Source organism: Agaribacillus sp. DX54 (genome assembly GCF_056858335.1).
This window is the reverse complement of record NZ_JBXEQE010000004.1, coordinates 209,657-231,475: the sequence shown is the minus strand read 5'-3', so window position 1 is coordinate 231,475 and position 21,819 is coordinate 209,657. Positions and strand designations below refer to the sequence as shown.

Below are 21,819 nucleotides of genomic sequence, written 5' to 3'. Positions count from 1 at the left end.
ATACTATCTTTTACGGGAAGCTATTAAGGTATTGTGTAAAAGCGAGGCAATAGTCATGGGCCCCACGCCACCGGGCACAGGAGTGATAAAACCCGCTTTTGGTTCAACTTCCTCAAATTTCACATCCCCTTTCAATTTAAACCCTGATTTTTTTTCAGGGGCAGGAACCCGGTGAATTCCCACATCAATTACCACCGCTCCCTCTTTCACCATATCCCCTGTAACAAACTCAGGCCTGCCAATGGCGACAATCAATATGTCGGCCTGCCTGGTAACGACTGGCAGGTCTTTAGTGCGGCTATGTGTGACCGTAACGGTACTGTTGGCGGTCTTTTTATTCCGTGACATCAACACACTTACCGGTGTTCCGACAGTATGGCTTCTGCCCATTACCACACAGTTTTTACCGACTGTATCGATATTACTTTTCTCCATCAATAAAAGGATTCCTTTGGGTGTGGCAGGGATCATCGTGGGTAAATCCAGCAGCATCCTGCCCAGGTTAGCCGGGTGAAAACCATCCACATCCTTTTCCGGTTTAATGGTGTCTACTACCTTTTGCTCATCAATATGCTCCGGGAGTGGCACCTGTACAATAAAACCGTCTATTTCAGGGTCGTCATTCAGTTCCCGTACCTTGTCAAGCAATACTTCCTCACCGGTAGAAGCAGGCAAATGAATGCGTGTAGATTTAAAACCAACCTTTTCACAAGCCCTCACTTTGGCATTTACATAGGTGAGGCTGGCGCCATCGTCCCCAACCAGTACAGCAGCGAGGTGTGGTACCTTGCCCCCCGCAGACTGGATTTTTTGAACCTCAGTGGTAATTTCTTCCAGAATTTCATTGGAGATCTTTCGTCCGTCAATTAGTTGCGCCATGTTGTTTAAATAAGGATTGATTTATGAATGATGCTCCGTTTAATTTTCCAGTTTCAAAACAGCCATAAAAGCTTCCTGTGGTATCTCCACATTACCTACCTGGCGCATCCTTTTTTTGCCTTTCTTTTGTTTTTCCAAAAGTTTTCTCTTGCGTGTTATATCCCCTCCGTAACACTTGGCTAGTACGTTTTTCCTCAATGCCCTTACACTCTCCCTGGCAATTATCTTCGTGCCAATGGCAGCTTGTATGGCAATCTCAAACATTTGCCTTGGTAACAACTCCCGTAATTTTTCACAAAGTCTTTTTCCCCACTCATAAGCCTTGTCCCTGTGCACAATGGCTGAAAGTGCATCTACTTTTTCGCCGTTCAGCATGATATCCAGTTTCACCATATTGGACTGCCTGAATCCAATCAGTTCATAATCCAGTGAAGCATATCCCTTCGAAATAGTTTTCAGGCGATCGAAGAAATCAAATACAATCTCCGATAACGGTAATTCAAAGGTCAGCTCCACCCTGTCGGCTGTCAAATAGATTTGATTTTTAATCATACCCCTTTTATCCATACAAAGGGCAATTACGGCACCAATGTAGTCCGACTTGGTAATAATTTGCGCCCTTATAAATGGTTCTTCGATATGGGAAATGGTGTTGGGTTCCGGCATTTCCGAGGGGGCATTCACGGGAATAATCCCATCGTCTGTTTTGATCGCATGAAATTCTACAGAAGGCACGGTAGTAATCACCGTCATACCAAACTCCCTTTCCAGTCGCTCCTGGACAATCTCCATATGTAACATCCCTAAAAATCCGCACCTGAATCCAAAACCCAAAGCTACTGAGGTTTCGGGTTCCCATACCAGTGAGGCATCATTTAACTGGAGCTTTTCCATAGAGGCACGCAATTCTTCATATTCGCTGGTTTCAACAGGGTAAATCCCTGCAAAGACCATGGGTTTAACATCTTCAAATCCCTTTACCACATTTTTGGTGGGATTATCAACATGCGTAATGGTATCGCCGACCTTCACCTCTTTGGCCACTTTGATGCCCGAAATCAAATAACCCACATTGCCGGCACTTATTTCATCCCTTGATTCCTGGCCTAACTTCAGTACTCCGATTTCATCAGCATCATAAGTCTTTCCGGTGTTTACAAATTTTACTTTGTCACCTTTTTTGATACTGCCATTAAAAACCCTGAAATATACTTCTATGCCCCGATAGGCGTTAAATACCGAATCAAAGATCATGGCCTGCAGGGGTGCGGCAGGATCTCCCTGGGGGGCAGGAATCCTTTGAATAATGGCAGCGAGTATTTCCCCGATACCGATTCCTTCTTTGCCGCTGGCATGGATGATTTCTTCCCTGGAGCATCCAATCAAATCAACAATTTGGTCAGAAACATCCTCTGGCATGGCACCCGGCAAGTCGATTTTATTTAAAACAGGAATGATTTCCAGGTCATTGTCAAGGGCCAGGTAAAGGTTAGAGATGGTTTGAGCCTCAATGCCCTGTGAAGCATCTACAATAAGCAGGGCCCCTTCACAGGCAGCGATAGACCGTGAAACCTCATATGAAAAATCAACATGACCGGGGGTATCGATAAGGTTTAAAATGTACTTTTCACCATTGAACTCATACTCCATTTGAATGGCATGACTCTTTATAGTAATACCGCGTTCTCTCTCCAAATCCATGTCATCGAGCAACTGATCCTGCATTTCCCGCTCCGACACGGTATCAGTGAATTGTAATAACCGGTCAGCCAGGGTACTTTTACCATGGTCGATATGGGCAATGATACAAAAGTTCCTTATTTTATCCATTTACTTAAAAGAGATGCAAAAATAGCAATAATTAATTCTTAATCGATACATTCCCGAGGGATAAATCAGAATTAATTTATTGTCGCAAGCTTCCCCGTTTTTAAAAATTATCAAGGCAAATTGAGAATCAATTATGGGAATAGTTTTGATAGTTATGATTGATTGTTAATTTTAACTTGAATTACAAATATTAATTGTTGTTATAATCCTTTAAAGTGCACATTCTTGGAATTGATATTGGTGGAACCGGCATCAAAGGCGCACCGGTAGACACTAAAACCGGAGATCTGCTAGAAACCAGACACCGCATTCCTACACCCTCACCAGCCACGCCCCAATCTGTCATTAATACGGTTGCCGATATTGTTCATCATTTTAATTGGCATGGTCAGGTAGGCTGTGGATTTCCGGCGGCTATCAAGCATGAAACCGTGATGACGGCTGCGAACATTGACAAATCATGGATTGGCTTAAATGCGGGCAAGAATATTGAAAAAAGAATAAACTGCCCTACCCACATGGTTAATGATGTGGATGCGGCAGGTTTGGCAGAAGTGGCCTTCGGAGCAGGCAGAAAGGAGAAAGGAGTCGTAATTATGGCGGCGGTTGGCACTGGTATAGGTACGGCTCTCATAAGTAACGGGCATTTGTTTGAAAACTCCGAACTGGGTCATCTCCTGCTTCATGGACAGATCGCTGAAAAATATACTTCCAATGCCGTAAGAAAAAACCTGGATTTGAGTTGGGAAGAGTTTTCGGACAGGTTAAGTGATTATCTGCGAAGGCTCGAGGAACTCTTCTGGCCGGATTTGTTTATTATCGGCGGGGGGGTGAGCAAACACCATGAGACTTTTTTTCCAATGCTAAATATCCATACGAAAATTGTGCCCGCCAAATTGCTGAACAATGCCGGTATTGTGGGTGCTGCGCTGGCTGCTGAGTATAACAATTTTTAGACCGAAAGGAAGAACAAGCCATTTCACCAAACAACGCTGATTGAATATGATAAAGGTCACCAATGTGTACAAAAATTTCAAGGAAGTAAAAGCTGTTAACGGCATCGATCTGTTCATTACAAAAGGCGAATACGCCGCTCTGCTGGGCCCAAATGGCGCTGGTAAGACTACCCTGGTAGAAATGATAGAAGGGCTGCAACATCCCGATTCAGGGGAAATCGAGATCATGGGAAAAGGCTGGAAAGATCATGCAGAGGACTTGCACCACATTATCGGCCTGTCATTGCAGGAGACACGTTTTATAGACAAGCTCACGGTCCTTGAAACTTTAAAACTTTTTGCCAGTTTCTACGGACTGGACAAAAAGCGTATATTGGAAATCCTTGAGTTGGTCAACCTGAATGAAAAAAGAAAGTCATACGTTGTAAACTTATCCGGTGGCCAACGGCAAAGGCTGGCGCTTGGTATAGCCCTGCTCAATAACCCTGAAATCCTGCTACTCGATGAGCCTACTACCGGACTGGATCCGACAGCCAGGAGGGAAATCTGGGACATTTTAATGGCTTTAAAAACAGCTAATAAAACCACCATGATCCTTACCACCCATTACATGGACGAAGCCGCTTACCTCTGTGAAAAAATTGTTATCATGGATAAAGGGCAGATTTTAGCCGAAGGGACACTGGAACAGCTACTTTCAAAACATAAGCAGGGCGAAGTAATAAGTTTTGAAACCAATGGATCGATTCAGGAGGACCAGCTTCCCCGTAATGAAAAAATCATCCAATCGATTATTGATCCGGCAGGTAACAAAGGAGAGATAATCGTAGGGGACCTGGTGAGCTACCTTCCTCTTTTTTTGGCGTTTATTAAAAATCAACAATTGGCACTGACGTCACTTGAATGTAGAAAAATGACCCTGGATGACCTGTTTATCGCTATGACCGGAAGGCATCTGGACCAATGAATTAATAAGGTAAAACATGATGAAGCAGATATCACAATTAATCGGTATGCACCTGAAAGAATTCTTCCGCGAGCCGGGGATCATCTTCTGGGCCATACTTTTTCCCATACTGATGGCCTGGGGGTTGGGGCTGGCATTTACCAAGCAAAATGAGTTGATAAGAACCATCGCCTTGGTCGATGAAGAAAATTCACTGATCAAACGCGAGGATTTCGGTCAATTCTTCGTCAGCCTAAACCCCGGAGAAGGTCAGCCGCTTGTAAAAAAAATTGGTAATGAGCAACTGGGCATTACCACTTATCAATTCCGGAAGTCTGACTGGCAGGAGTCAATTATTATGCTGAAACGAGGAAAAATAAGTATGATTATGGAGTTGGTCAATGATTCGGTCGTTTACCATTTCGACCCACTTAATCCTGAAGCGCAGCTCGCCTATTTGCAAATTAACGCCGCTTTCAACCAGAAAAGTGAGCCAACCAAATCTGTCAATATAAGCCCACTTACCCAGACCGGAACCCGCTATATAGACTTCCTGGTGCCAGGCTTAATGGCAATGGGCATCATGATGTCATGCATGTGGGGTATCAGCTACTCGCTCATTGACAAGCGCATGAAAAAGCTCCTGCGCAGAATGGTGGCTACGCCCATGAAAAAATCAAACTTCTTGTTTGCCCAGTTTGTGGCCCGATTATTACTCAATTTTGTAGAATCAGGCTTGCTCTTCCTTTTCGCTTATCTGTATTTTGATATTAATTTACAAGGTAGTTGGCTTGCTTTGATTCTTATACTCATGGCCGGTAATCTGGCATTCACCGGAATTGCTATTTTTGTTTCCTCCCGCACTGCCAACACACAGGTAGGAAACGGGCTTATCAATCTGGTAGTCATGCCTATGATGGTCCTTTCCGGCATTTTTTTCAGCTATCATAACTTTCCTGATTGGGCTATTAACATTATTCAAAAATTGCCACTCACAATTTTGGCTGACAACATCAGAAGTATTTTTATAGAAGGAGCGGGTCTGGCAGAAATTGCTACACCGTTTTTTATTCTGCTTGCTGTAGGGGCAATCGCCTTTTTTTCAGGACTAAGGATCTATAAATGGTATTAAAACAGTCAGGCGGCGGCTTTGCTATTGCGCATAATGCCTTCATACGCCGTAGGCCACTTATCTGCTAATATTATACATACCATCCAGACACTGGGAATTGCGCATTCCGGCATAATTACCGGCAGACAAAGATAAAAGGACTGGTATCCTTGAGCAATCATGCTCGCAAGCCAGAAAAGCAAAGGATCAAAACTGTCCGGTAATAATACAAAAAATTGTCCGTTTATGATACAATATATTGACTTTTCTTAAAATAAATATGTTATAAACATTTGATTTACAATATTTTATGTTTTTGGCATACGAATTGATTATTTAGTACGCAAAAGTCAAAAACTCAAAATAAATATTTCAAAAAACAATGCAAATTAACAAGTCATGAAAAAATCAAATAATATAACCGGAAAGTTAAAATTGATCACAGGAATCGCGATGGGTGCTTTAATAATGGTCTCAAGTCTGGCAAACGCTGAACCTAACCACAAAACCAAAAAGGATGAAGCCACAGAGGCTAAAGTGGCAGCCCTTGAAGCCGAGGTGTTGGAACAGTTGGAAAAAGAAGAAGATGTACTGACTGAATTCGACCATCTTAGCTTACCCATGGTAAAAGTATTTGATGCCAACAACGAACTGATCTATGAGGCTGTTATGGATGATATTGAAATGATCCAGGATAAAAAACTGCTATCGTTCATACACCGAAGTGATTTACTGATGAACTTTGAAAATATCTCTTATTACCAATTAGGTTATTAAAATAGCTCCCCTGAAAAGAAAAATTTGATGAGAGGGGAAGTCTGCCGGCTTCCCTTTTTTTCTCTCAACCCGGTTTATTTTTTTACCGCTTTTACGTTATTGCCGGCTACTTTATCTTTGTGAAAAACCGGAATAATTAACCAATTACGCCTTTGAAAATTGCCGAAAGTTTAGACGGATTCTGGGTTACAGCAATCATGTTGCTATTTGCCATTGCCATAGTAATACAGTTCTATGGTATCATTCGGGAGGTTATTAATTATTTTTTCAAAGATCATATCAACCGGTATTTGTTAACCATCCGGTTAAAACCTCATTACAAAGAAGTATTGATAGAAAAGTTTGGGTACTATCATCACTTAAATGATCAAGATAAGTCGATTTTTGAAAAAAGGGTTCAAAAATTCATAAATATCAAGGAATTCGTGCCGAGAGGTGGAATAAAGCATATTACCGTTGAAATGAAAGTTTTAATTGCGGCCTCGGCCATACAGCTTACTTTTGGCTATCCCAGCATATATTTTATGCATTTTCGTAAAATCATTTTGTATAAAACCGACTATTATTCCAACATCACACAAAAATATCATCAGGGTGAAGTAAACACCCGCGGCTTCATTATCTTATCATGGGTAAATTTTGTGAAAGGATATAATGAGGCCGACAGTGGGCGTAACCTCGGGCTTCATGAATTGGCACATGCCCTTAAGATCGAAAACGCTATCAGAAATAATGAGTATAATTTTATCGATGAAAACTCTTTGAAGTCTTTTTACAGGCTGGCAAAACATGAGATAGAAAAAATACGGTTGGAAGGATCTTCTTTTTTCAGGTCTTATGCTGGCACAAATGTTCATGAATTTTTTGCCATTGTCGTTGAGAATTTTTTTGAAAGACCTGAACAGTTTTACCGGTATGATCAGGAGTTGTACCTCGTTACTACGCAATTGTTAAAGCAGGATCCGCTTTATCATGCCAGGCTTTGAGGGGTTTGTCGGCCACTGCCGGTAACCATGTTCATGCACTTAAACAGGGAACAAAAAAACTGTCCGGTAACGATACAAAAAATTGTCCGGTAATAGCACAACTTATTTACACATTTTTGCGTATTCCGTATTAACTATATGAATTTCGACATTTTAGGTTTTTGGCACAGGGATTGACTATTAAATAAGCAGAAAGTCAAAAACTCAAAATAAATACTTCAAAAACAATACAAACTATCAAGTCATGAAAACACTATTTAATATAAACCGAAAATTAGCCTCGATTACAGGTATCGTGATGGGCGCTTTAGTAATGACCACAACTTTGGCAAACGCAGCAGCAGACAGTACAATGATCGATGACAAAATCTCTGCAGCTAAAATAGCCGCACTGGAAGCTGAAGTTTTGGCACAGATGAAAGACGAAGATAACTACCTGGCTGAATTGAAAGCTTTCAACAAACCGATGATCAAAATTTTCAATGAAAACTATGAACTTATTTACGAAGGTATCGTAGATAATAAAGAGGCTATTGAAGACAAACAACTACTCATATTAATCCACAAAAGTGATTTCTTAATGAGTTTCGAAAATACTTCTTATTATAAATTACACAATTAAAAATCTCTCTAGGAGAGTGGTTAAGAAAAAGGGAAGCCTACAAGCTTCCTTTTTTATTTAAGTCCATTTTAATCAGATTCTGTTATTATCGTGCGGATAGCTTCAAAATATTATTTATATTAAGTTATCACTCAAAAATGCTTATTTAACGCAAAGTTATGCATCCCCTAATAAAGTGGATTCTACCTGTAACGCTGCTGGCAAGCATCTTAATCTCTTGCCGGAACGAAATAATCAGAACCAGCGATGAACCCAGGCAGGATCTCTCGCCAATGGAGGTAGTGGTATCACAACTTATCGCTTTGCAAAGCAACGATCAGCCGGATCCGGATCACGGAATCATGGTGGTCTTTGCATTTGCTTCTCCAAAAAACAAAAACAACACAGGTCCCATAGCCAGATTTAAGACCATGCTGCACAGTGATCCGTATGAGCCCTTGCTGAATCATATCAATTACAAGGTTGCCGAACACTTTGTGCAAGGCAGCGAGGCACAGTTTTTTGTTGAAATAACCAGCCGGGAAAACGAGGTGATAAAATATATCTTCGAACTGTCCCAGGTGAAAGAGGCTCCTTACACAGGTTTTTGGATGACTGAAGCTGTTATTCCCATTAAAAATCTTGTCAATCCCCACAATAGCACTATTAACGTCTAGTATTTGTTGTATTAAAACAAATCTCAATAATACAGGCACAATGCTCGTTACTGTATAATAACTACAGGCATGATTTTAAATAAGCAATTCATTATTCTCATATTTTTTCTGGCTCCCGCAATTGCCTGCCAGGAAGACAATGAACCGGCAGATGTTGCCGATGTAATTAACATGGAGGCCGTAACAGCTTTTCCGAATTTATCGTTTACAAAACCAGTGGACCTTCAAAGTGCCCATGACGGCTCCGGCAGACTATTCGTGGTTGAACAGGAAGGTATGGTCCGGTCTTTTATCAACAATCCGGAGGTTTCCGAAACTCAGCTATTTTTAGATATCAGGGACCGTGTAAATGACCGGGGCAGCGAGCAGGGGCTGTTGGGATTGGCATTTCACCCTGATTTCGTAAATAATGGCTTCTTTTATGTCAATTATACGGCAGGCAGCCCTGACAGAACTGTTATTTCCAGATTCAAGATAAACAGTGGCAACGCTGAGGAGGCAGATGAAAACAGTGAATTCGTGATTTTGACATTTAATCAGCCGTTTACTAACCATAATGGCGGACAACTCGCTTTTGGTCCGGACGGATATCTTTACATTGCCACCGGCGATGGAGGCTCGGGTGGCGATCCTCTGAACAATGGTCAGGATCGCAGTACTTTGCACGGCAATATATTAAGAATAGATGTAAACCCGGGAGCCGGCAGATTAAACTATACGATACCTGCCGACAATCCTTTTGTCGGTAACAGCAGTAACTTCAGGGAGGAAATTTACGCTTACGGATTCAGAAATCCCTGGCGGATGAGTTTCGATCCCGAATCGGGCAGGCTCTGGACCGGGGATGTAGGGCAGAATGCTTTCGAGGAAATTGATCTGGTGGAAAAAGGTGGGAATTATGGCTGGAAAATCATGGAAGGCGGGCATTGCTTTCCCGAGGAGGAACCATGCCAGCGGGAAGGATTGATTTTGCCAGTGTGGGATTATGCCCAGCAAGGGAATGGCCGCTCAGTCACCGGTGGATATGTTTACCGGGGATCGAATTTAACAGCGTTACAGGGGCTGTATGTTTATGGGGATTTTGTCTCCGGGAGAATATGGGCCCTTGCAGGTGATAATCCGGAAAATGTAGTAAACACTTTGCTGGCAGATACCGATCTTGCCATATCCTCCTTTGGTACCGATGAAAAAAATGAGCTGTTAATATGTGCATTTGACGGCAAAATCTACCGGTTAATAAATTCGCAGGGAGATAGATAATACTATAGGGAGATAGATAATACTATTCGGCAAGTTGGCTGACATATTCCTGCAAAAAATCATCAATACGCCTGAGACGGTATTGCATGACCCATCTGGGATGAGGCAATTCAATTAATGAATCAAAAAGTTGGGTATACCCATTCAACTTTTGCATATATTGGAAATTTTTTCCCCGTCCCAGAATAAAAGCCTTTTTGCTGCTACAGCCAAAAGACAACTGTTTTTTTAAGTTATCAACCATAAAAGGCTCCCAGCCGTCCTGCAGCGCTCTGATATCATAATAATTCAGATTTTTGTGGTCCCTGGTAAATCCTAACGGTGATACAGAACTGAAATAAAACCGGCTGTAGAACTTTTCCGGACCTCCCATTCTGGCAATCAGTTCGTAAATAAATTTTGAAGACAGCTCCGGTTTCGGATCAAAGGAATTATCGATCCCACAAACAGCCTTCAAACGAACAGGGTCAGTAAATGGAATGCCAGTCAGTCCCGCTCCGAATCTGCCGGGATTAATGCCTATTATCAGATACCTTTCATAGGGGTCTCCATAATATTTTTCGTAAAAAAGACGCGTAACCCTTTTGACAGGTTCTTCTTTATAAGGATTTAAGACATTTACTCCTGACGGCACCTCGGGATGATCGCTGAGCTGATCAAAAAACTGCAATACATTTTGCGCAAAAGTCATTCCCTGATATTAACCAAATTTCCGTTAAAAAAAACCGCTGTTAAATAGCATTTAATCCCCAAAAGAAATACCTACACCTTTGGCTGCCTTGATCAGGTAACTGTCTTTGTCTACAAAATTATAAGTACTGGTAGCTTCTTTTAACGAAACCGTACAGATTTTACTTCCACGATAACATACCATATGGCCAAATTCACGATCCAAAACCATTTCAAAAGCCTTCACACCAAAAAGTGTCGCTAAAATCCTGTCAAACGCAATGGGCGTACCCCCTCTTTGCACATGGCCCAGCACAGCCTCTCTTATTTCGGCTTGGCATCCGGCGTCCTTTAATTGCCTGGAAAGCAGGTAGGCCACCCCTCCAAGCCTTACATGCTCCTCGTGCTTGAGCTTGGCCTCTTTTTGAAACACTTCGCCACCTTTGGGTTTTGCACCTTCTGCAATGACAATGTTGGCAAAACCCTTGCCCTTTTTGTATCGCTTGTTGATATGGTTAACCACTTTATGAATATCATATGGAATTTCCGGGATCAAACACAGTTCTGCCCCTCCGGCTATGGCGGTATGCAACGCAATCCAGCCTGCATCCCTTCCCATTACTTCCATGATCATCACACGGTGGTGGCTTTCGGCGGTTGTGACCAGTTTGTCAAAACTATCGGTGGCAATTTGTACAGCCGTACGGAAACCAAAAGTAAAATCCGTAGCTGACAGGTCATTGTCAATTGTTTTAGGGACACCGATGATGTTGACCCCTTTTTCATAAAGTGCCTGGGAGATAAGCTGGGAACCATCCCCGCCGATATTAATAACAGCCTCTATGCCGAGTTGCTTTAACCGCTCAACCAGCATATCTGTTTTATCAATGTTTTCCCAGGTTCCATCTTCCTTTTGTACCGGATAGGATAATGGATTGCCCTTATTGGTGGTTTTCAATATAGTTCCACCCTTGATGTGGATTCCTGCCACTTTCTTGCTGGTAAGCCTCACAACATCGACAGGCTCCTTCATGACTCCGTTAAAGGCTTCAATACTTCCCAGCACCTCCCAATCCTTCTCTTTTTTGGCTCTTTTAAAAATGCCACGAATAACCGCATTAAGCCCTGGACAGTCACCCCCGCCGGTAAGGACCAGTACTTTCTTTTTATCCATAAATTTTCATGAAAAAAATGATCGACATAGATAATTCAGGGCGAAAAATCACTTCATTTCCCTTTGTCTCTTATTTGTTAAATGTAAGATTATTCTTGGATTAAACGCAATAATTTTAGGATTAATTACAATCCTTTTTTTATCAATGGCAGTATTGATAAACAGCCTGCTACCGGTCCAACCGCCAGCCATATGAAGATGGATTTGTCATGAAACCAGGGGTCCATCTGCTTTAAAAACTGAAGGCTGACAATGGTAACGGCAAAACCGATACTATTGACGATGGTAAGTGCTGTGCCTTTCATCTTCTGAGGGGCCGTACGGGCGACAACGGCCGAAAACTGCGGAGAATCAGTAACTACTGCCAACCCCCAAATAAGCAAAAAGACCAGGAACAAAGTGCTGTTAAGATAAAACGCAAACGGGGAAAACATACAACACACTCCGGAAATTAACAAGGCATAAAAAGCGACTTTGGAGCTGCTGATGCTTAATGACAGCTTACCGCCTACCGTACAACCTACCCCCCCGATGGCAATAATCAGAAAGGACCAAAGGGAAATATCAAATGCAGCACTTTCATGATAGGTTCGATAAATGGTTAACATGATTGGTATGAACGCCCAAAAACTATACAGCTCCCACATATGTCCAAAGTAACCAAAAGCTGCGGAGCGAAAAGCTTTATCTTTAAAAACCCTGAGGATACCATTAAACTCAAAATGACTCATCGGTTTACGGAAGGGGCCATCGGGAACAAAAAAATAAATCAACGCTCCACCAAATGCCGCCAGGCCAGAAGTAGCAAAAATCAGGGTTTCCCAGGGCAGGTTCCTGGTGAGGTTTTTCAACAAATGGGGAAAAGCGGTCCCGATTACCAGCGCCCCGACCAGAAGCCCCAACGCATTGCCAAGTCCTTTTTCGTACCAATCAGCAGATATTTTCATTCCTACGGGGTAGACGCCTGCTAAAAAAAAACCGGTTAAAAACCTGAATGATATGAGACCAATAAAGCCATTTGCTATAAAATACACGCCCAGATTAACGATGGCGCCCAGCAGGGTGGAATAAAAAAAGACTTTGGAGGGCGAGTAACGGTCGGCCAGTGACAAAAAAGCAAAAACCAGGGTACCTGTAATAAACCCCAGTTGAACAGCAGAGGTCAAATCCTCCACAGCGCCATCTCCTAACGAAAATTCACTTTGCAAGTCCCCGGAAATAGCATTACCCGCAAACCAGAGTGAGGTTCCGGCAAATTGAGAAAAAACAATGACGGGCAGCACCCAGACAGGGCGTAAGGGTTGGTTTTTCAAATAATTACGGATTTTTTGTGGTTAAAAATACAATCATTTTTCATTTTACTTTGTCTTTTTTTTATAATTATTACCTTTATCTCATCAATAAACACCAGGCTAACCATGATTAAAAATTTGCGTTGTTTTACCATCATATCGCTAGCTGTATGGCTCTTCTCCTGTGGCACCCAAAAAGGCGATTCGACCGTTAGAACTGAAGACACGGCTCCAGAAACTGTTGAAGATCGACCCATCGATATAAAAGGTGAGGAAGTAACCTATGAGGCTGATGGAATTTCCATGAACGGATTTATGGCTTACGATGCCAATCGAGCCGGTCAGCGCCCCGGAATACTGGTGGTTCATGAATGGTGGGGGCATAATGATTACGCCAGAAAAAGGGCTGAAATGCTGGCCGAAATGGGTTATGTGGCATTGGCTGTCGATATGTACGGTGAGGGACTGCAGGCCGATCATCCCGAGGACGCTGGCAAATTTGCCAGCGCAGTATTCCAGAATATAGAAGGTGCAAAGGCCAGGTTTACTGAAGCAATGGACATCTTAAAAGCCAATCCTGCCACAGACACTACCAAAATGGCCGCCATTGGCTATTGCTTCGGAGGTGGTGTGGTTTTACATATGGCAAGATTCGGTTTTCCTTTAAATGGTGTGGTGAGCTTTCACGGCAGTCTGGACACTGCAACTCCTGCACAATCTGGTGATATCAAAGCTGCCATTCTTGTCTGTCATGGCGCAGAAGACCCGTTTGTTTCACCCGAAAGCCTGGAAGGATTCAAAAAAGAAATGGCTGACGCCAATGCTAACTTCACCTTTAAGGCTTATGAAGGAGCTACCCACTCCTTTACTAATCCGGGAGCAGATGCAATGGGACAAAAGTTCGACCTGCCATTGGCTTATAATGAGGCGGCAGACAAAGCATCCTGGGAAGATATGAAAACGTTTTTTAATAAGATATTTGCCAATTGAATAGTTTCAGGTTAAAAGAACTAACCTCAGACGGTTAAAGTTAAGCGTAATTATTTAACATCACTGGCATCACCAACATCAGAATATCCTCATGCTCATCCTTCTCCTTAGGCACAATCAGGCCGGCCCGGTTGGATGCGGATAATTGCAATGTAACCTCGTCAGACTCCAGGTTATTGAGCATTTCCAAAAGGAAACGGGCGTTGAAGCCAATTTCAATGTCTTCCCCATCGTGCTCACACCTGAGCCGCTCAGACGCTTCGTTGGAAAAATCCAAATCTTCTGCCGAAATCTGCAGTTCGCTTCCGGTGATTTTTAACCTTACCTGATGGGTGGTTTTGTTGGCATAGATGGCTATCCTGCGTAGTGATCCTAACAATTCCAGCCTTTTGATTGTCATGTGGTTCGTATTATCCGATGGAATTACATTCTCATAATCCGGAAACCGCTCATCAATCAGGCGACAGATCAATTTGACATTTTCGAACTTAAAATAGGCGTTGGCCGGATTGAATTCCAGGGTGACATGAGTCGACTCTGCCGGTAAAGAGGCTTTGAGCAGATTGAGGGCCTTTCTTGGAATAATGATGGCATTGTCCGTTTCAGCCGCAACATCTACCCTTCTGTATCTGATCAGCCGGTGACCATCGGTGGCTACAAAAGTAGTGCTGTTCTCCCCGAGGTTCAAATATACCCCTGTCATAGCGGGCCGTAACTCATCATTGCTGGTAGCGAATATGGAATTGTTGATGGCGGTAGCCAGGATATCGGAGGATATATCAACCGTGTAGCCGTCGGATACAACCGGCACCTTAGGAAAATCAGTGGCATTTTCCCCGGCAAGCTTGTATCGCCCGTTGTCTGAACTTAATTCCACGCTGTAGGTCTCTTCGTCGATCGAAAATGCCACAGGCTGTTCTGGTAAATTTCTTAATGTTTCCAGCAATATTTTAGCGGGCACAGCGATACTGCCAGGGTCTTTGGCCTCCACTTCCATCTGGGTAATCATAGAGGTTTGAAGGTCTGAGGCTGTTATGGTCAAAAGGCCATCATTAATCTCAAACAAAAAGTTTTCCAGGATCGGCACTACAGGATTAGAAGTAATAACACCGTTGATTCCGGAAAGTTGTTTCAATAAAGATGAGGAAGAAACAATGAATTTCATAGAGTGAAGTTATATAATTTAAAACTGGGTAAAGTTAAAAATAAATTGATTAAAAAATAACTTCATTCTAATTTAAAGGCCCTGTTTAAATGCCACCTTCCGGCACTATTCAATCCGCTCAAAATCACTGTTAGCAGCAAGTATGCCATCCACCTTTTTTTGCCTGATGATGACCATTTGTTTAGATGGAAGTAGTTGGCCTAATCTTAGGCCTTTGCCTTCCAGTGGTGGGAAGATCTGTAGCTGGCGGTTTTTGGCGGCGTCCGTATCCTCTATAAAAATGATGTATTCAGGCTGGGCAGAGATCAAACTGTCATAATCAGGGAATTCCCCCGGCTCAATATACTGGTCAATTGCCAGGCCTGTGGTGGTTTCAAGGTAGTTCATCATTTTGACGGTATCTACACCAGATACATCGGCCACTTTAAAAAAGTTATTCTGATAGGCAATATGTAACTGAACAAGGTTATCTTTTACTGATTCCAGTTTTAAGGATTTAAGCGAAGACCAGGAGGTTTCAAAAGCTTTTTTGTTTCTCCAGTCGCTTAACTTCAACGCAAACAGCCCCGCCAGGTAACTGGAATATCCCGGTATATAAACTACATAGGGTACTGATTCCGATTTCTTCATCATGTAAGAAAGTGTCCTGGTAGGATTACCACCCGTGTAAAACGCCGAGATATCGTCTTTACCACTATAAAACTCAACCAATACGCCCTCTTTTGACAGCTTGTCTCTCACTTCATTGTCTGCAGAAGCCCCAACAGACCGGCTGGTTTCAACGCTGGTCATAACGGCAAAAATCAAACCCATCATTCTTTCATCTGTGGGGTATTTCTGATTAACCAGCCAGCCTTCACCTGTTTTTTCGAAGGAAATCAACCTGTCATGCTGCTTTAACGTTATTTTGTCAACCTGAGAGGTATCTATAAGGGTAAACTTATAACGATCAACGTACTGGTCAGACCGGTTTACATCCAGGAAAACAACCGCAGTATTGACCATGACAAGTGCCATGAATATAATAAACAACCTGATATTTTTTTTCCGTTGCATCACTAAAAACGTGTGAATTTTCTTTTTCTCCAATAGTATCTGGCCAAGCCATACATGATGATCAAAACCACCGGAAACCCCAGGTTTACAACCTGCCAAAAGACCCTTTCCCGACTAACTTTGACCTCATCCAAAAGCCTGATTTTAATCTCTTTATTTCTGGCAGTAATCAACCCCTGATCGTCCATCATGTATTGTAAGGCATTTTTAATGAAATCCTCGTTGGCAAATTTCTGTCTCATAAATTCACTAAATCCCAATTCCACAGGTTGCCTGTTCTGAAGGCTGAATTCGTTTTCAATAATATCTCCATCTCCCACAACCATTATTTTGGTAGGAACACTTTCATTCATGACCTTCTGCCGGGCAATCCCTTCGGGTAAAAACCTGTTAGCGTAAAGGGATTTAAACGACCCTTCGAGCAAATAAGCTACCGGTAATGGCTCCCGGGGCGGAAAGTCTTCTTGCCCTAACCGGGTAACATCCGCCAATGCTACGCTTACCGGTGAATTGACCCTTTTTGAATACCGGCTGCTGAAAAGTAACGGCGTTTTAACAATACCATCAGCCCTGACTGTATCAATTGTATTGATAAACTTGGTGTAAATGGCATCGGAATTCTTCACAATGGGATGTTGTCCAAATCGATTAATAATCGGGTAGTAATGCCACTTGAAGTTTTGTATTTCAGGCTCATCGCCAATCATGTTGACAATAACCGGCATCACCCCTGCACTTAAATCCAAAATCAGATCACGGTTAATCCTTGCCCCATATTTGAACAATTGGTCATCGAGGTTTACATCCACCGGCAAGGCAATGGTTCCTCCCTGGCTCAACGCACTATCTTCATTGACATAAAGTTGATCCAGAAAAAAAAGTACCTTGCCACCTTTCATGATGTACTGATCGAGCTTAAACTTTTCAGCCTCTTTATAGGCCGCCTTTGGTTTGGCAATGATTACCGCGTCGTACCCTTCGAGTTGCTCTTTTTCAGGCAGATTGACATTATAAACATGATAAGATTCACTGAGCACACTGGTTAATCCTGCCAGCATCAATGAATCAGATTCCTTATGGCCTTTGATTAATCCGATTTTTTTCTTTTCTCTGCTGGTCAGGGCCCTGATCGCGCTGGCCAATTCATATTCCAGCCCCTCAATAGACTGATTGATGGCACGCTGCCCACCTTTTCCTCTTAACAGCAAAACGGGTTTCTCCTGCTCATGATATGTAATAATGGCCCCCGGAAAAATTATTTTAGCCACATTTTTGCCCCCCTCATGATCAAATAACCTGATGAGTTGCAGGCCCCTTTTCACAAGGTTATCATGGTACTCCTGCCTGGCTTTATCACTGGCCGCCTGGGAGGGATCAATAAACTTAAACTGAACTTTGTTATTTGAGTAAACCGCAAACTCATCAAGCCGCTCTCTGATGGCGGTTTTAAGCCTTCTCATTCCTGCCGGAAGCTCCCCTTCCAGAAAAACTTCCACATACAATACATCGTCCAAACCTTTCAGCATGGATTTAGTAGCATCTGATATAGTAAACCGCTTTTCTTCAGTGAGATCAATTCGCAGGATATATTTGGAAACCAGCAGGTTAATCAGCACAAGAATCATAAAACCAATGCCAAATTTCAGCAGTGACTCCCACATTTTACCGCTCTTATTAAATCTTTTCATCACCATTTCCTACTGCTTACGATAACTTGGGTCAATAACAACATGGCAACAGTAAGGCTTAACAGGTACACAACATTTCTAGCGTCGATCAACCCCTTGCTTAAAGCACTGTAGTGATAAAGCAATCCCAATTGATCCAGGAAGTTAGATCCGCTGCCCCAAACGTCTATGGCTGCCATCGAGCCAAATCCACTATAAAAAAAGAAACACAAAAATACCGCTATAATAAAAGCAACGATCTGATTTTCAGTAATGGAAGAGGCAAAAACACCAATGGCGGTAAATACGCCGGCAAGCAATAATAGTCCGATGTATGAGCCAATCACCCCGGCTGTGTCAATGTTTCCCTGCGTTTGTCCCAGCTTGTAAATAGAAAAATAATAAATCAAGGTGGGGATCAAAGCAAATATAACTATAACCAGCCCGGCCAGATACTTGGCCAGAATGATCTGAAAGTCCGTCACAGGTTGGGTAAAGAGTAACTCGAGGGTCCCCGTTTTTTTTTCCTCTGCAAATAACTTCATAGTCACTGCCGGGATAAGAAATAAAAAAACATAGGGTGAAAAGGAAAACAACGTCTCCATATCAGCAAAACCATAATCCAGCACATTGGTTTCAGGAAAAACCCACATGAGCAGCCCGATACCTGTCAAAAAAACACTGATGACAATGTAGGCAATGAGGGAATTTAAATAACTGTTGATCTCCTTTAACAATATCCTTAACATAAGTCCTATCTCCCTCCTGTTAACTTTTGGAACACATTTTCAAGGGATTGCTTTTCTTCCCTCATCTCCAGCAAGACCTTGTTATTGACCGTGGCAAACTTAAATATTCCGGGTCTTACGTCATGGTTGGCATCTGCTTTTAAAATATATTGGTTTTTCTGTTGTTCAGCCACATCGAGCACCCCTTCGATGGCTATCAATTCACCCACATCCACACTTTCGGCAAATTCAGCAACGAGGTAAATAACATTTGAATCGTCTCCTTTAAGCGCTGATACCAGGCTGTCTGCCACCAGACTGCCCTGGTCGATGATGATTACCCTGTCGCAAAGAGCCTGCACTTCCTGCATGATATGGGTTGAAAATATCACCGTTTTTTCCCGGCTTGTTTCCCTGATGAGTTGCCTGATTTCAACCAGTTGGTTGGGGTCGAGCCCTGTGGTCGGCTCATCGAGTATTAAAACCGCGGGATCATGAACCAGTGCCTGTGCCAGCCCGACCCTTTGCCGGTATCCTTTTGAAAGGGTACCTATTATTTTATTCTGCTCCCGGGTCAGCCCGCACATTTCTACCATTAAAGCCACTCTTTGCCTTAACCCCTTACCTGACAACTGATGCAGCGAACCAATAAAACCCAGGTACTCGTGTACATACATATCCAGGTAAAGCGGATTATGTTCCGGCAGATAGCCTATAATCTTCCGGACTTTGAGTGCATCCCGCTCTACATTAAACCCATTGATTGTGAGCTCGCCAGAGGTCGGTGGAATATAACAGGTGGCAATTTTCATAGTGGTTGATTTACCGGCTCCGTTTGGCCCTAAAAATCCTACGATTTCACCTTCTTTCACTTCAAAGGAAATATCGTCTACTACTTTTTGTTCACCATAAATTTTAGTGAGATTTTTAACCCTTACTGACATCAAGCTTCAGTTGTTATACACACAAATGTAAAAATACAAACTAACTATTTAATACAACAATTTTACAAATATCTTACCTGTATAAGTACATTAACGCTAAATAATCAAAATCATTCTATCCTGCACATTACCTACATCGATAATAATTAACGGATGTTTTTTTAAGCCCGTTTAACATTACTTTTATATTTTTGCTGAAATATGTAATAACCAATGCCAAACAAAAACTGTCGTCTGTTTCTCATTACCGTAATTTTTGTATGCATTGCGCATGACAAACCAACTGCCCAGACCTTAAAAAACAAAAATTCCAGGGGATATACTTACACCATTGGTGCCAACACCTTTAAAGGTTTTATCATGAAGCACGATGAAAGAATCGGACACCTGATCAGAGAGCACCCGGTTGGCCTGGAGCTATTTATCAACAAGAATACGTATGGAAAAAAACACTGGCAACATTTATACAACTATCCTGATATTGGTTTTTCATTGGCCTATTTTGATTTTAAAACCCCGGAATTAGGTGAGGTCATCGCGTCTACTGTCTACCTGGATTTTTATCTTAAACGTTGGCGTAACTCCGAGTTGATCTTTAAGGTCGGGACCGGGCTTGGATTCAGCACCAATCCCTATGACCGGGAAGACAACAACAAAAACAACGTTATTGGCTCCACCATCACTTTTACGCTGCAGGGAAGGCTGGGTTATCAGGTAAAAATCAATGACCGGTTCAGATTAACCCCGGCACTCACCTTTAGTCACTTTTCCAATGGCGCTTTTAAAATGCCTAACAAAGGCATCAACATCATTTCGGCCAACCTTGGATTTTCCTATTTGCTGACTGATCGATCCAGGCCCGATTTTATCGAAAGACCTTCCCATGATGCCCCTCCTGAGGAAGAGGATAAAAAACTACGGTACAATTTTTCAGTTTTTGCCGGCGCAAGGGAAATCATTCCTATCGGAGGTGATAAGTATCCATTTATCAATGCAGTGATGTACGTCGATAAAAAAGTGAGCAAAAGAAGTGCCTTGCTACTGGGTGCAGACTTTTTCTACAGTTGGGCTGTAAAGCAGGAAGTTAAGACTGCCAGGGGTTTGGAAGGGGATGACAGACCGGATTTTAAAAGGGCCGGGATCACTGTTGGACATGAGTTGCTTGTCAGCAAAATATCGCTGCTGACGCAGTTCGGCGTATATGTCTACAGACCTTTCAAAAGTTCAGGCGATCCGGTTTATCAGCGTTACGGCTTAAAATATTACTTTAATGAAAGGTTTTTTTCCGGTGTATTTTTAAGGGTCCACTATGGTGTGGCACAGAATGTCGAATGGGGTTTAGGTATAAGATTGTAAGCGAGCGATGATGAAAAAATATCCGATAATACTTCTCTTCCCGGTGCTGTTGCAGCAATCTGGCTGTGACGACCCCGATGCTTTCAATTGCCTTAAAAAATCGGGCACAGTGATAGAGGAGGAGGTTGTGTTGGAGGAGGTTGAAAAAGTCTTTGTCTATGATGGCGTTCAACTGGATCTGGTCTATGGAGACACCCAGCAAGTCATTATCAGAGGAGGGGAAAACCTTATACCCAATGTTAATTTTCAGGTAAATGAAAAGCTATTAACCATCACTGACGACAATAGCTGTGACTGGGTACGGGACTATGAGCCCATTGTCGTTACAATTACAAGCAATCGGTTAAAAGAGATCCGGTCAGGAGGATACGGGTTGATAAAATCCCTAAACACCCTGAGTTTTGAGAATCTATGGGTTGAGTCAAAGGACGGATCGGGAGATTTTGAGTTGACCGTGGCTGTTGAGCGGTTATGGGTAGTGAATAATAGTTTTTCCAATATCACTATTTCCGGCACTGCTAATTTCCTGTCATTAGGCCACTGGTATAATGACGGCAGGTTCATAGGCTCCAACCTGGAGGTGAGCCATGCAGCAGTTGCGCAAAACGGGGTCAATGATATTTTCATTCATGTTAAAGAAAAACTATCCGGACAACTCACAAGTCGTGGAAATATTTTTTATTTTGGCAATCCCGAAATTATCGAGGTCGACATTTCGGGAACGGGACAATTGATTAATAAACAATAAACTTTTC

General features: G+C 42.5%; 21 protein-coding genes. 11 read left to right on the top strand and 10 right to left on the bottom strand.

The window, feature by feature from the left end; all coding sequences use genetic code 11:
* Positions 1-3: 3 nt before the first annotated feature.
* Positions 4-879 carry a bifunctional methylenetetrahydrofolate dehydrogenase/methenyltetrahydrofolate cyclohydrolase FolD gene (gene folD, locus AC04NP_RS06950; RefSeq protein ID WP_482858792.1) on the bottom strand — a complete coding sequence of 292 codons (876 nt, stop codon included), beginning with the start codon at positions 877-879 and terminating at the stop codon, positions 4-6.
* Between the two features lie 39 nt (positions 880-918).
* On the bottom strand, positions 919-2,709 hold the full coding sequence (gene lepA / locus AC04NP_RS06945) for a translation elongation factor 4 (protein WP_482858791.1): 1,791 nt from the start codon (positions 2,707-2,709) through the stop codon (positions 919-921).
* A 215-nt stretch (positions 2,710-2,924) separates the two neighbouring features.
* On the opposite strand from lepA, the gene ppgK reads away from it, so the two are divergent.
* The 8 genes from ppgK (at position 2,925) to AC04NP_RS06905 (ending at position 10,023) form a co-directional block, all read left to right on the top strand.
* The gene (gene ppgK / locus AC04NP_RS06940; RefSeq protein ID WP_482858790.1) at positions 2,925-3,665 is read left to right on the top strand and encodes a polyphosphate--glucose phosphotransferase; all 741 of its coding nucleotides are present in this window, start codon (positions 2,925-2,927) and stop codon (positions 3,663-3,665) included.
* 46 nt (positions 3,666-3,711) lie between these two features.
* Positions 3,712-4,632, top strand: a complete 921-nt coding sequence (locus AC04NP_RS06935) for an ABC transporter ATP-binding protein (RefSeq protein WP_482858789.1) — start codon at positions 3,712-3,714, stop codon at positions 4,630-4,632.
* Positions 4,633-4,648: 16 nt separating this feature from the next.
* On the top strand, positions 4,649-5,743 hold the full coding sequence (locus tag AC04NP_RS06930) for an ABC transporter permease (protein WP_482858788.1): 1,095 nt from the start codon (positions 4,649-4,651) through the stop codon (positions 5,741-5,743).
* 378 nt (positions 5,744-6,121) lie between these two features.
* On the top strand, positions 6,122-6,499 hold the full coding sequence (locus tag AC04NP_RS06925) for a hypothetical protein (protein WP_482858787.1): 378 nt from the start codon (positions 6,122-6,124) through the stop codon (positions 6,497-6,499).
* A 152-nt stretch (positions 6,500-6,651) separates the two neighbouring features.
* Complete coding sequence (locus AC04NP_RS06920) at positions 6,652-7,485, top strand: zinc-dependent peptidase (protein WP_482858786.1); 834 nt, start codon at positions 6,652-6,654, stop codon at positions 7,483-7,485.
* 244 nt (positions 7,486-7,729) lie between these two features.
* On the top strand, positions 7,730-8,107 hold the full coding sequence (locus AC04NP_RS06915) for a hypothetical protein (RefSeq protein WP_482858785.1): 378 nt from the start codon (positions 7,730-7,732) through the stop codon (positions 8,105-8,107).
* 158 nt (positions 8,108-8,265) lie between these two features.
* Positions 8,266-8,763, top strand: coding sequence for a hypothetical protein (locus AC04NP_RS06910; RefSeq protein ID WP_482858784.1), 498 nt, complete (start codon positions 8,266-8,268; stop codon positions 8,761-8,763).
* A 69-nt stretch (positions 8,764-8,832) separates the two neighbouring features.
* The gene (locus AC04NP_RS06905; protein ID WP_482858783.1) at positions 8,833-10,023 is read left to right on the top strand and encodes a PQQ-dependent sugar dehydrogenase; all 1,191 of its coding nucleotides are present in this window, start codon (positions 8,833-8,835) and stop codon (positions 10,021-10,023) included.
* Positions 10,024-10,045: 22 nt separating this feature from the next.
* On the opposite strand, the gene AC04NP_RS06900 is transcribed toward AC04NP_RS06905, so the two are convergent.
* The 3 genes from AC04NP_RS06900 to AC04NP_RS06890 form a co-directional block, all read right to left on the bottom strand.
* Positions 10,046-10,714 carry a uracil-DNA glycosylase family protein gene (locus AC04NP_RS06900; protein ID WP_482858782.1) on the bottom strand — a complete coding sequence of 223 codons (669 nt, stop codon included), beginning with the start codon at positions 10,712-10,714 and terminating at the stop codon, positions 10,046-10,048.
* 51 nt (positions 10,715-10,765) lie between these two features.
* The gene (locus tag AC04NP_RS06895) at positions 10,766-11,866 is read right to left on the bottom strand and encodes a 6-phosphofructokinase (RefSeq protein ID WP_482858781.1); all 1,101 of its coding nucleotides are present in this window, start codon (positions 11,864-11,866) and stop codon (positions 10,766-10,768) included.
* Between the two features lie 125 nt (positions 11,867-11,991).
* Positions 11,992-13,179: an MFS transporter gene (locus AC04NP_RS06890; RefSeq protein WP_482858780.1), complete on the bottom strand. Its 1,188-nt coding sequence runs from the start codon at positions 13,177-13,179 to the stop codon at positions 11,992-11,994.
* A gap of 105 nt (positions 13,180-13,284) precedes the next feature.
* Between AC04NP_RS06890 and AC04NP_RS06885 the strand changes: the two genes are divergently transcribed.
* Positions 13,285-14,148 carry a dienelactone hydrolase family protein gene (locus tag AC04NP_RS06885; protein WP_482858779.1) on the top strand — a complete coding sequence of 288 codons (864 nt, stop codon included), beginning with the start codon at positions 13,285-13,287 and terminating at the stop codon, positions 14,146-14,148.
* Between the two features lie 40 nt (positions 14,149-14,188).
* On the opposite strand, the gene dnaN is transcribed toward AC04NP_RS06885, so the two are convergent.
* The 5 genes from dnaN to gldA all read right to left on the bottom strand — a co-directional run bounded on the left by dnaN (position 14,189) and on the right by gldA (position 19,708).
* The gene (dnaN, locus tag AC04NP_RS06880) at positions 14,189-15,313 is read right to left on the bottom strand and encodes a DNA polymerase III subunit beta (protein ID WP_482858778.1); all 1,125 of its coding nucleotides are present in this window, start codon (positions 15,311-15,313) and stop codon (positions 14,189-14,191) included.
* A 105-nt stretch (positions 15,314-15,418) separates the two neighbouring features.
* Complete coding sequence (locus AC04NP_RS06875; RefSeq protein WP_482858777.1) at positions 15,419-16,369, bottom strand: hypothetical protein; 951 nt, start codon at positions 16,367-16,369, stop codon at positions 15,419-15,421.
* A gap of 2 nt (positions 16,370-16,371) precedes the next feature.
* On the bottom strand, positions 16,372-18,057 hold the full coding sequence (gene gldG, locus AC04NP_RS06870; RefSeq protein WP_482858776.1) for a gliding motility-associated ABC transporter substrate-binding protein GldG: 1,686 nt from the start codon (positions 18,055-18,057) through the stop codon (positions 16,372-16,374).
* Positions 18,057-18,785: a gliding motility-associated ABC transporter permease subunit GldF gene (gldF, locus tag AC04NP_RS06865; protein ID WP_482858775.1), complete on the bottom strand. Its 729-nt coding sequence runs from the start codon at positions 18,783-18,785 to the stop codon at positions 18,057-18,059. The genes gldG and gldF overlap by 1 nt, the downstream gene beginning before the upstream one ends.
* A 5-nt stretch (positions 18,786-18,790) precedes the next feature.
* Positions 18,791-19,708: a gliding motility-associated ABC transporter ATP-binding subunit GldA gene (gene gldA / locus AC04NP_RS06860; protein WP_482858774.1), complete on the bottom strand. Its 918-nt coding sequence runs from the start codon at positions 19,706-19,708 to the stop codon at positions 18,791-18,793.
* A gap of 213 nt (positions 19,709-19,921) precedes the next feature.
* Here gldA and AC04NP_RS06855 point away from each other — a divergent pair, with 213 nt between their 5' ends.
* Together AC04NP_RS06855 and AC04NP_RS06850 are read left to right on the top strand one after the other, a co-directional pair.
* On the top strand, positions 19,922-21,064 hold the full coding sequence (locus tag AC04NP_RS06855; protein WP_482858773.1) for an acyloxyacyl hydrolase: 1,143 nt from the start codon (positions 19,922-19,924) through the stop codon (positions 21,062-21,064).
* 7 nt (positions 21,065-21,071) lie between these two features.
* Positions 21,072-21,812, top strand: a complete 741-nt coding sequence (locus tag AC04NP_RS06850; protein ID WP_482858772.1) for a head GIN domain-containing protein — start codon at positions 21,072-21,074, stop codon at positions 21,810-21,812.
* Positions 21,813-21,819 lie beyond the last annotated feature (7 nt).

Coding starts and splice junctions, on each gene's coding strand:
- folD (WP_482858792.1), bottom strand. CDS start 879: ATGGCGCAACTAATTGACGGACGAAAGATCTCCAATGAAATTCTGGAA.
- lepA (WP_482858791.1), bottom strand. CDS start 2,709: ATGGATAAAATAAGGAACTTTTGTATCATTGCCCATATCGACCATGGT.
- AC04NP_RS06935 (WP_482858789.1), top strand. CDS start 3,712: ATGATAAAGGTCACCAATGTGTACAAAAATTTCAAGGAAGTAAAAGCT.
- AC04NP_RS06930 (WP_482858788.1), top strand. CDS start 4,649: ATGATGAAGCAGATATCACAATTAATCGGTATGCACCTGAAAGAATTC.
- AC04NP_RS06925 (WP_482858787.1), top strand. CDS start 6,122: ATGAAAAAATCAAATAATATAACCGGAAAGTTAAAATTGATCACAGGA.
- AC04NP_RS06915 (WP_482858785.1), top strand. CDS start 7,730: ATGAAAACACTATTTAATATAAACCGAAAATTAGCCTCGATTACAGGT.
- AC04NP_RS06910 (WP_482858784.1), top strand. CDS start 8,266: ATGCATCCCCTAATAAAGTGGATTCTACCTGTAACGCTGCTGGCAAGC.
- AC04NP_RS06905 (WP_482858783.1), top strand. CDS start 8,833: ATGATTTTAAATAAGCAATTCATTATTCTCATATTTTTTCTGGCTCCC.
- AC04NP_RS06900 (WP_482858782.1), bottom strand. CDS start 10,714: ATGACTTTTGCGCAAAATGTATTGCAGTTTTTTGATCAGCTCAGCGAT.
- AC04NP_RS06895 (WP_482858781.1), bottom strand. CDS start 11,866: ATGGATAAAAAGAAAGTACTGGTCCTTACCGGCGGGGGTGACTGTCCA.
- AC04NP_RS06885 (WP_482858779.1), top strand. CDS start 13,285: ATGATTAAAAATTTGCGTTGTTTTACCATCATATCGCTAGCTGTATGG.
- dnaN (WP_482858778.1), bottom strand. CDS start 15,313: ATGAAATTCATTGTTTCTTCCTCATCTTTATTGAAACAACTTTCCGGA.
- AC04NP_RS06875 (WP_482858777.1), bottom strand. CDS start 16,369: ATGCAACGGAAAAAAAATATCAGGTTGTTTATTATATTCATGGCACTT.
- gldG (WP_482858776.1), bottom strand. CDS start 18,057: ATGAAAAGATTTAATAAGAGCGGTAAAATGTGGGAGTCACTGCTGAAA.
- gldF (WP_482858775.1), bottom strand. CDS start 18,785: ATGTTAAGGATATTGTTAAAGGAGATCAACAGTTATTTAAATTCCCTC.
- gldA (WP_482858774.1), bottom strand. CDS start 19,708: ATGTCAGTAAGGGTTAAAAATCTCACTAAAATTTATGGTGAACAAAAA.
- AC04NP_RS06855 (WP_482858773.1), top strand. CDS start 19,922: ATGCCAAACAAAAACTGTCGTCTGTTTCTCATTACCGTAATTTTTGTA.
- AC04NP_RS06850 (WP_482858772.1), top strand. CDS start 21,072: ATGATGAAAAAATATCCGATAATACTTCTCTTCCCGGTGCTGTTGCAG.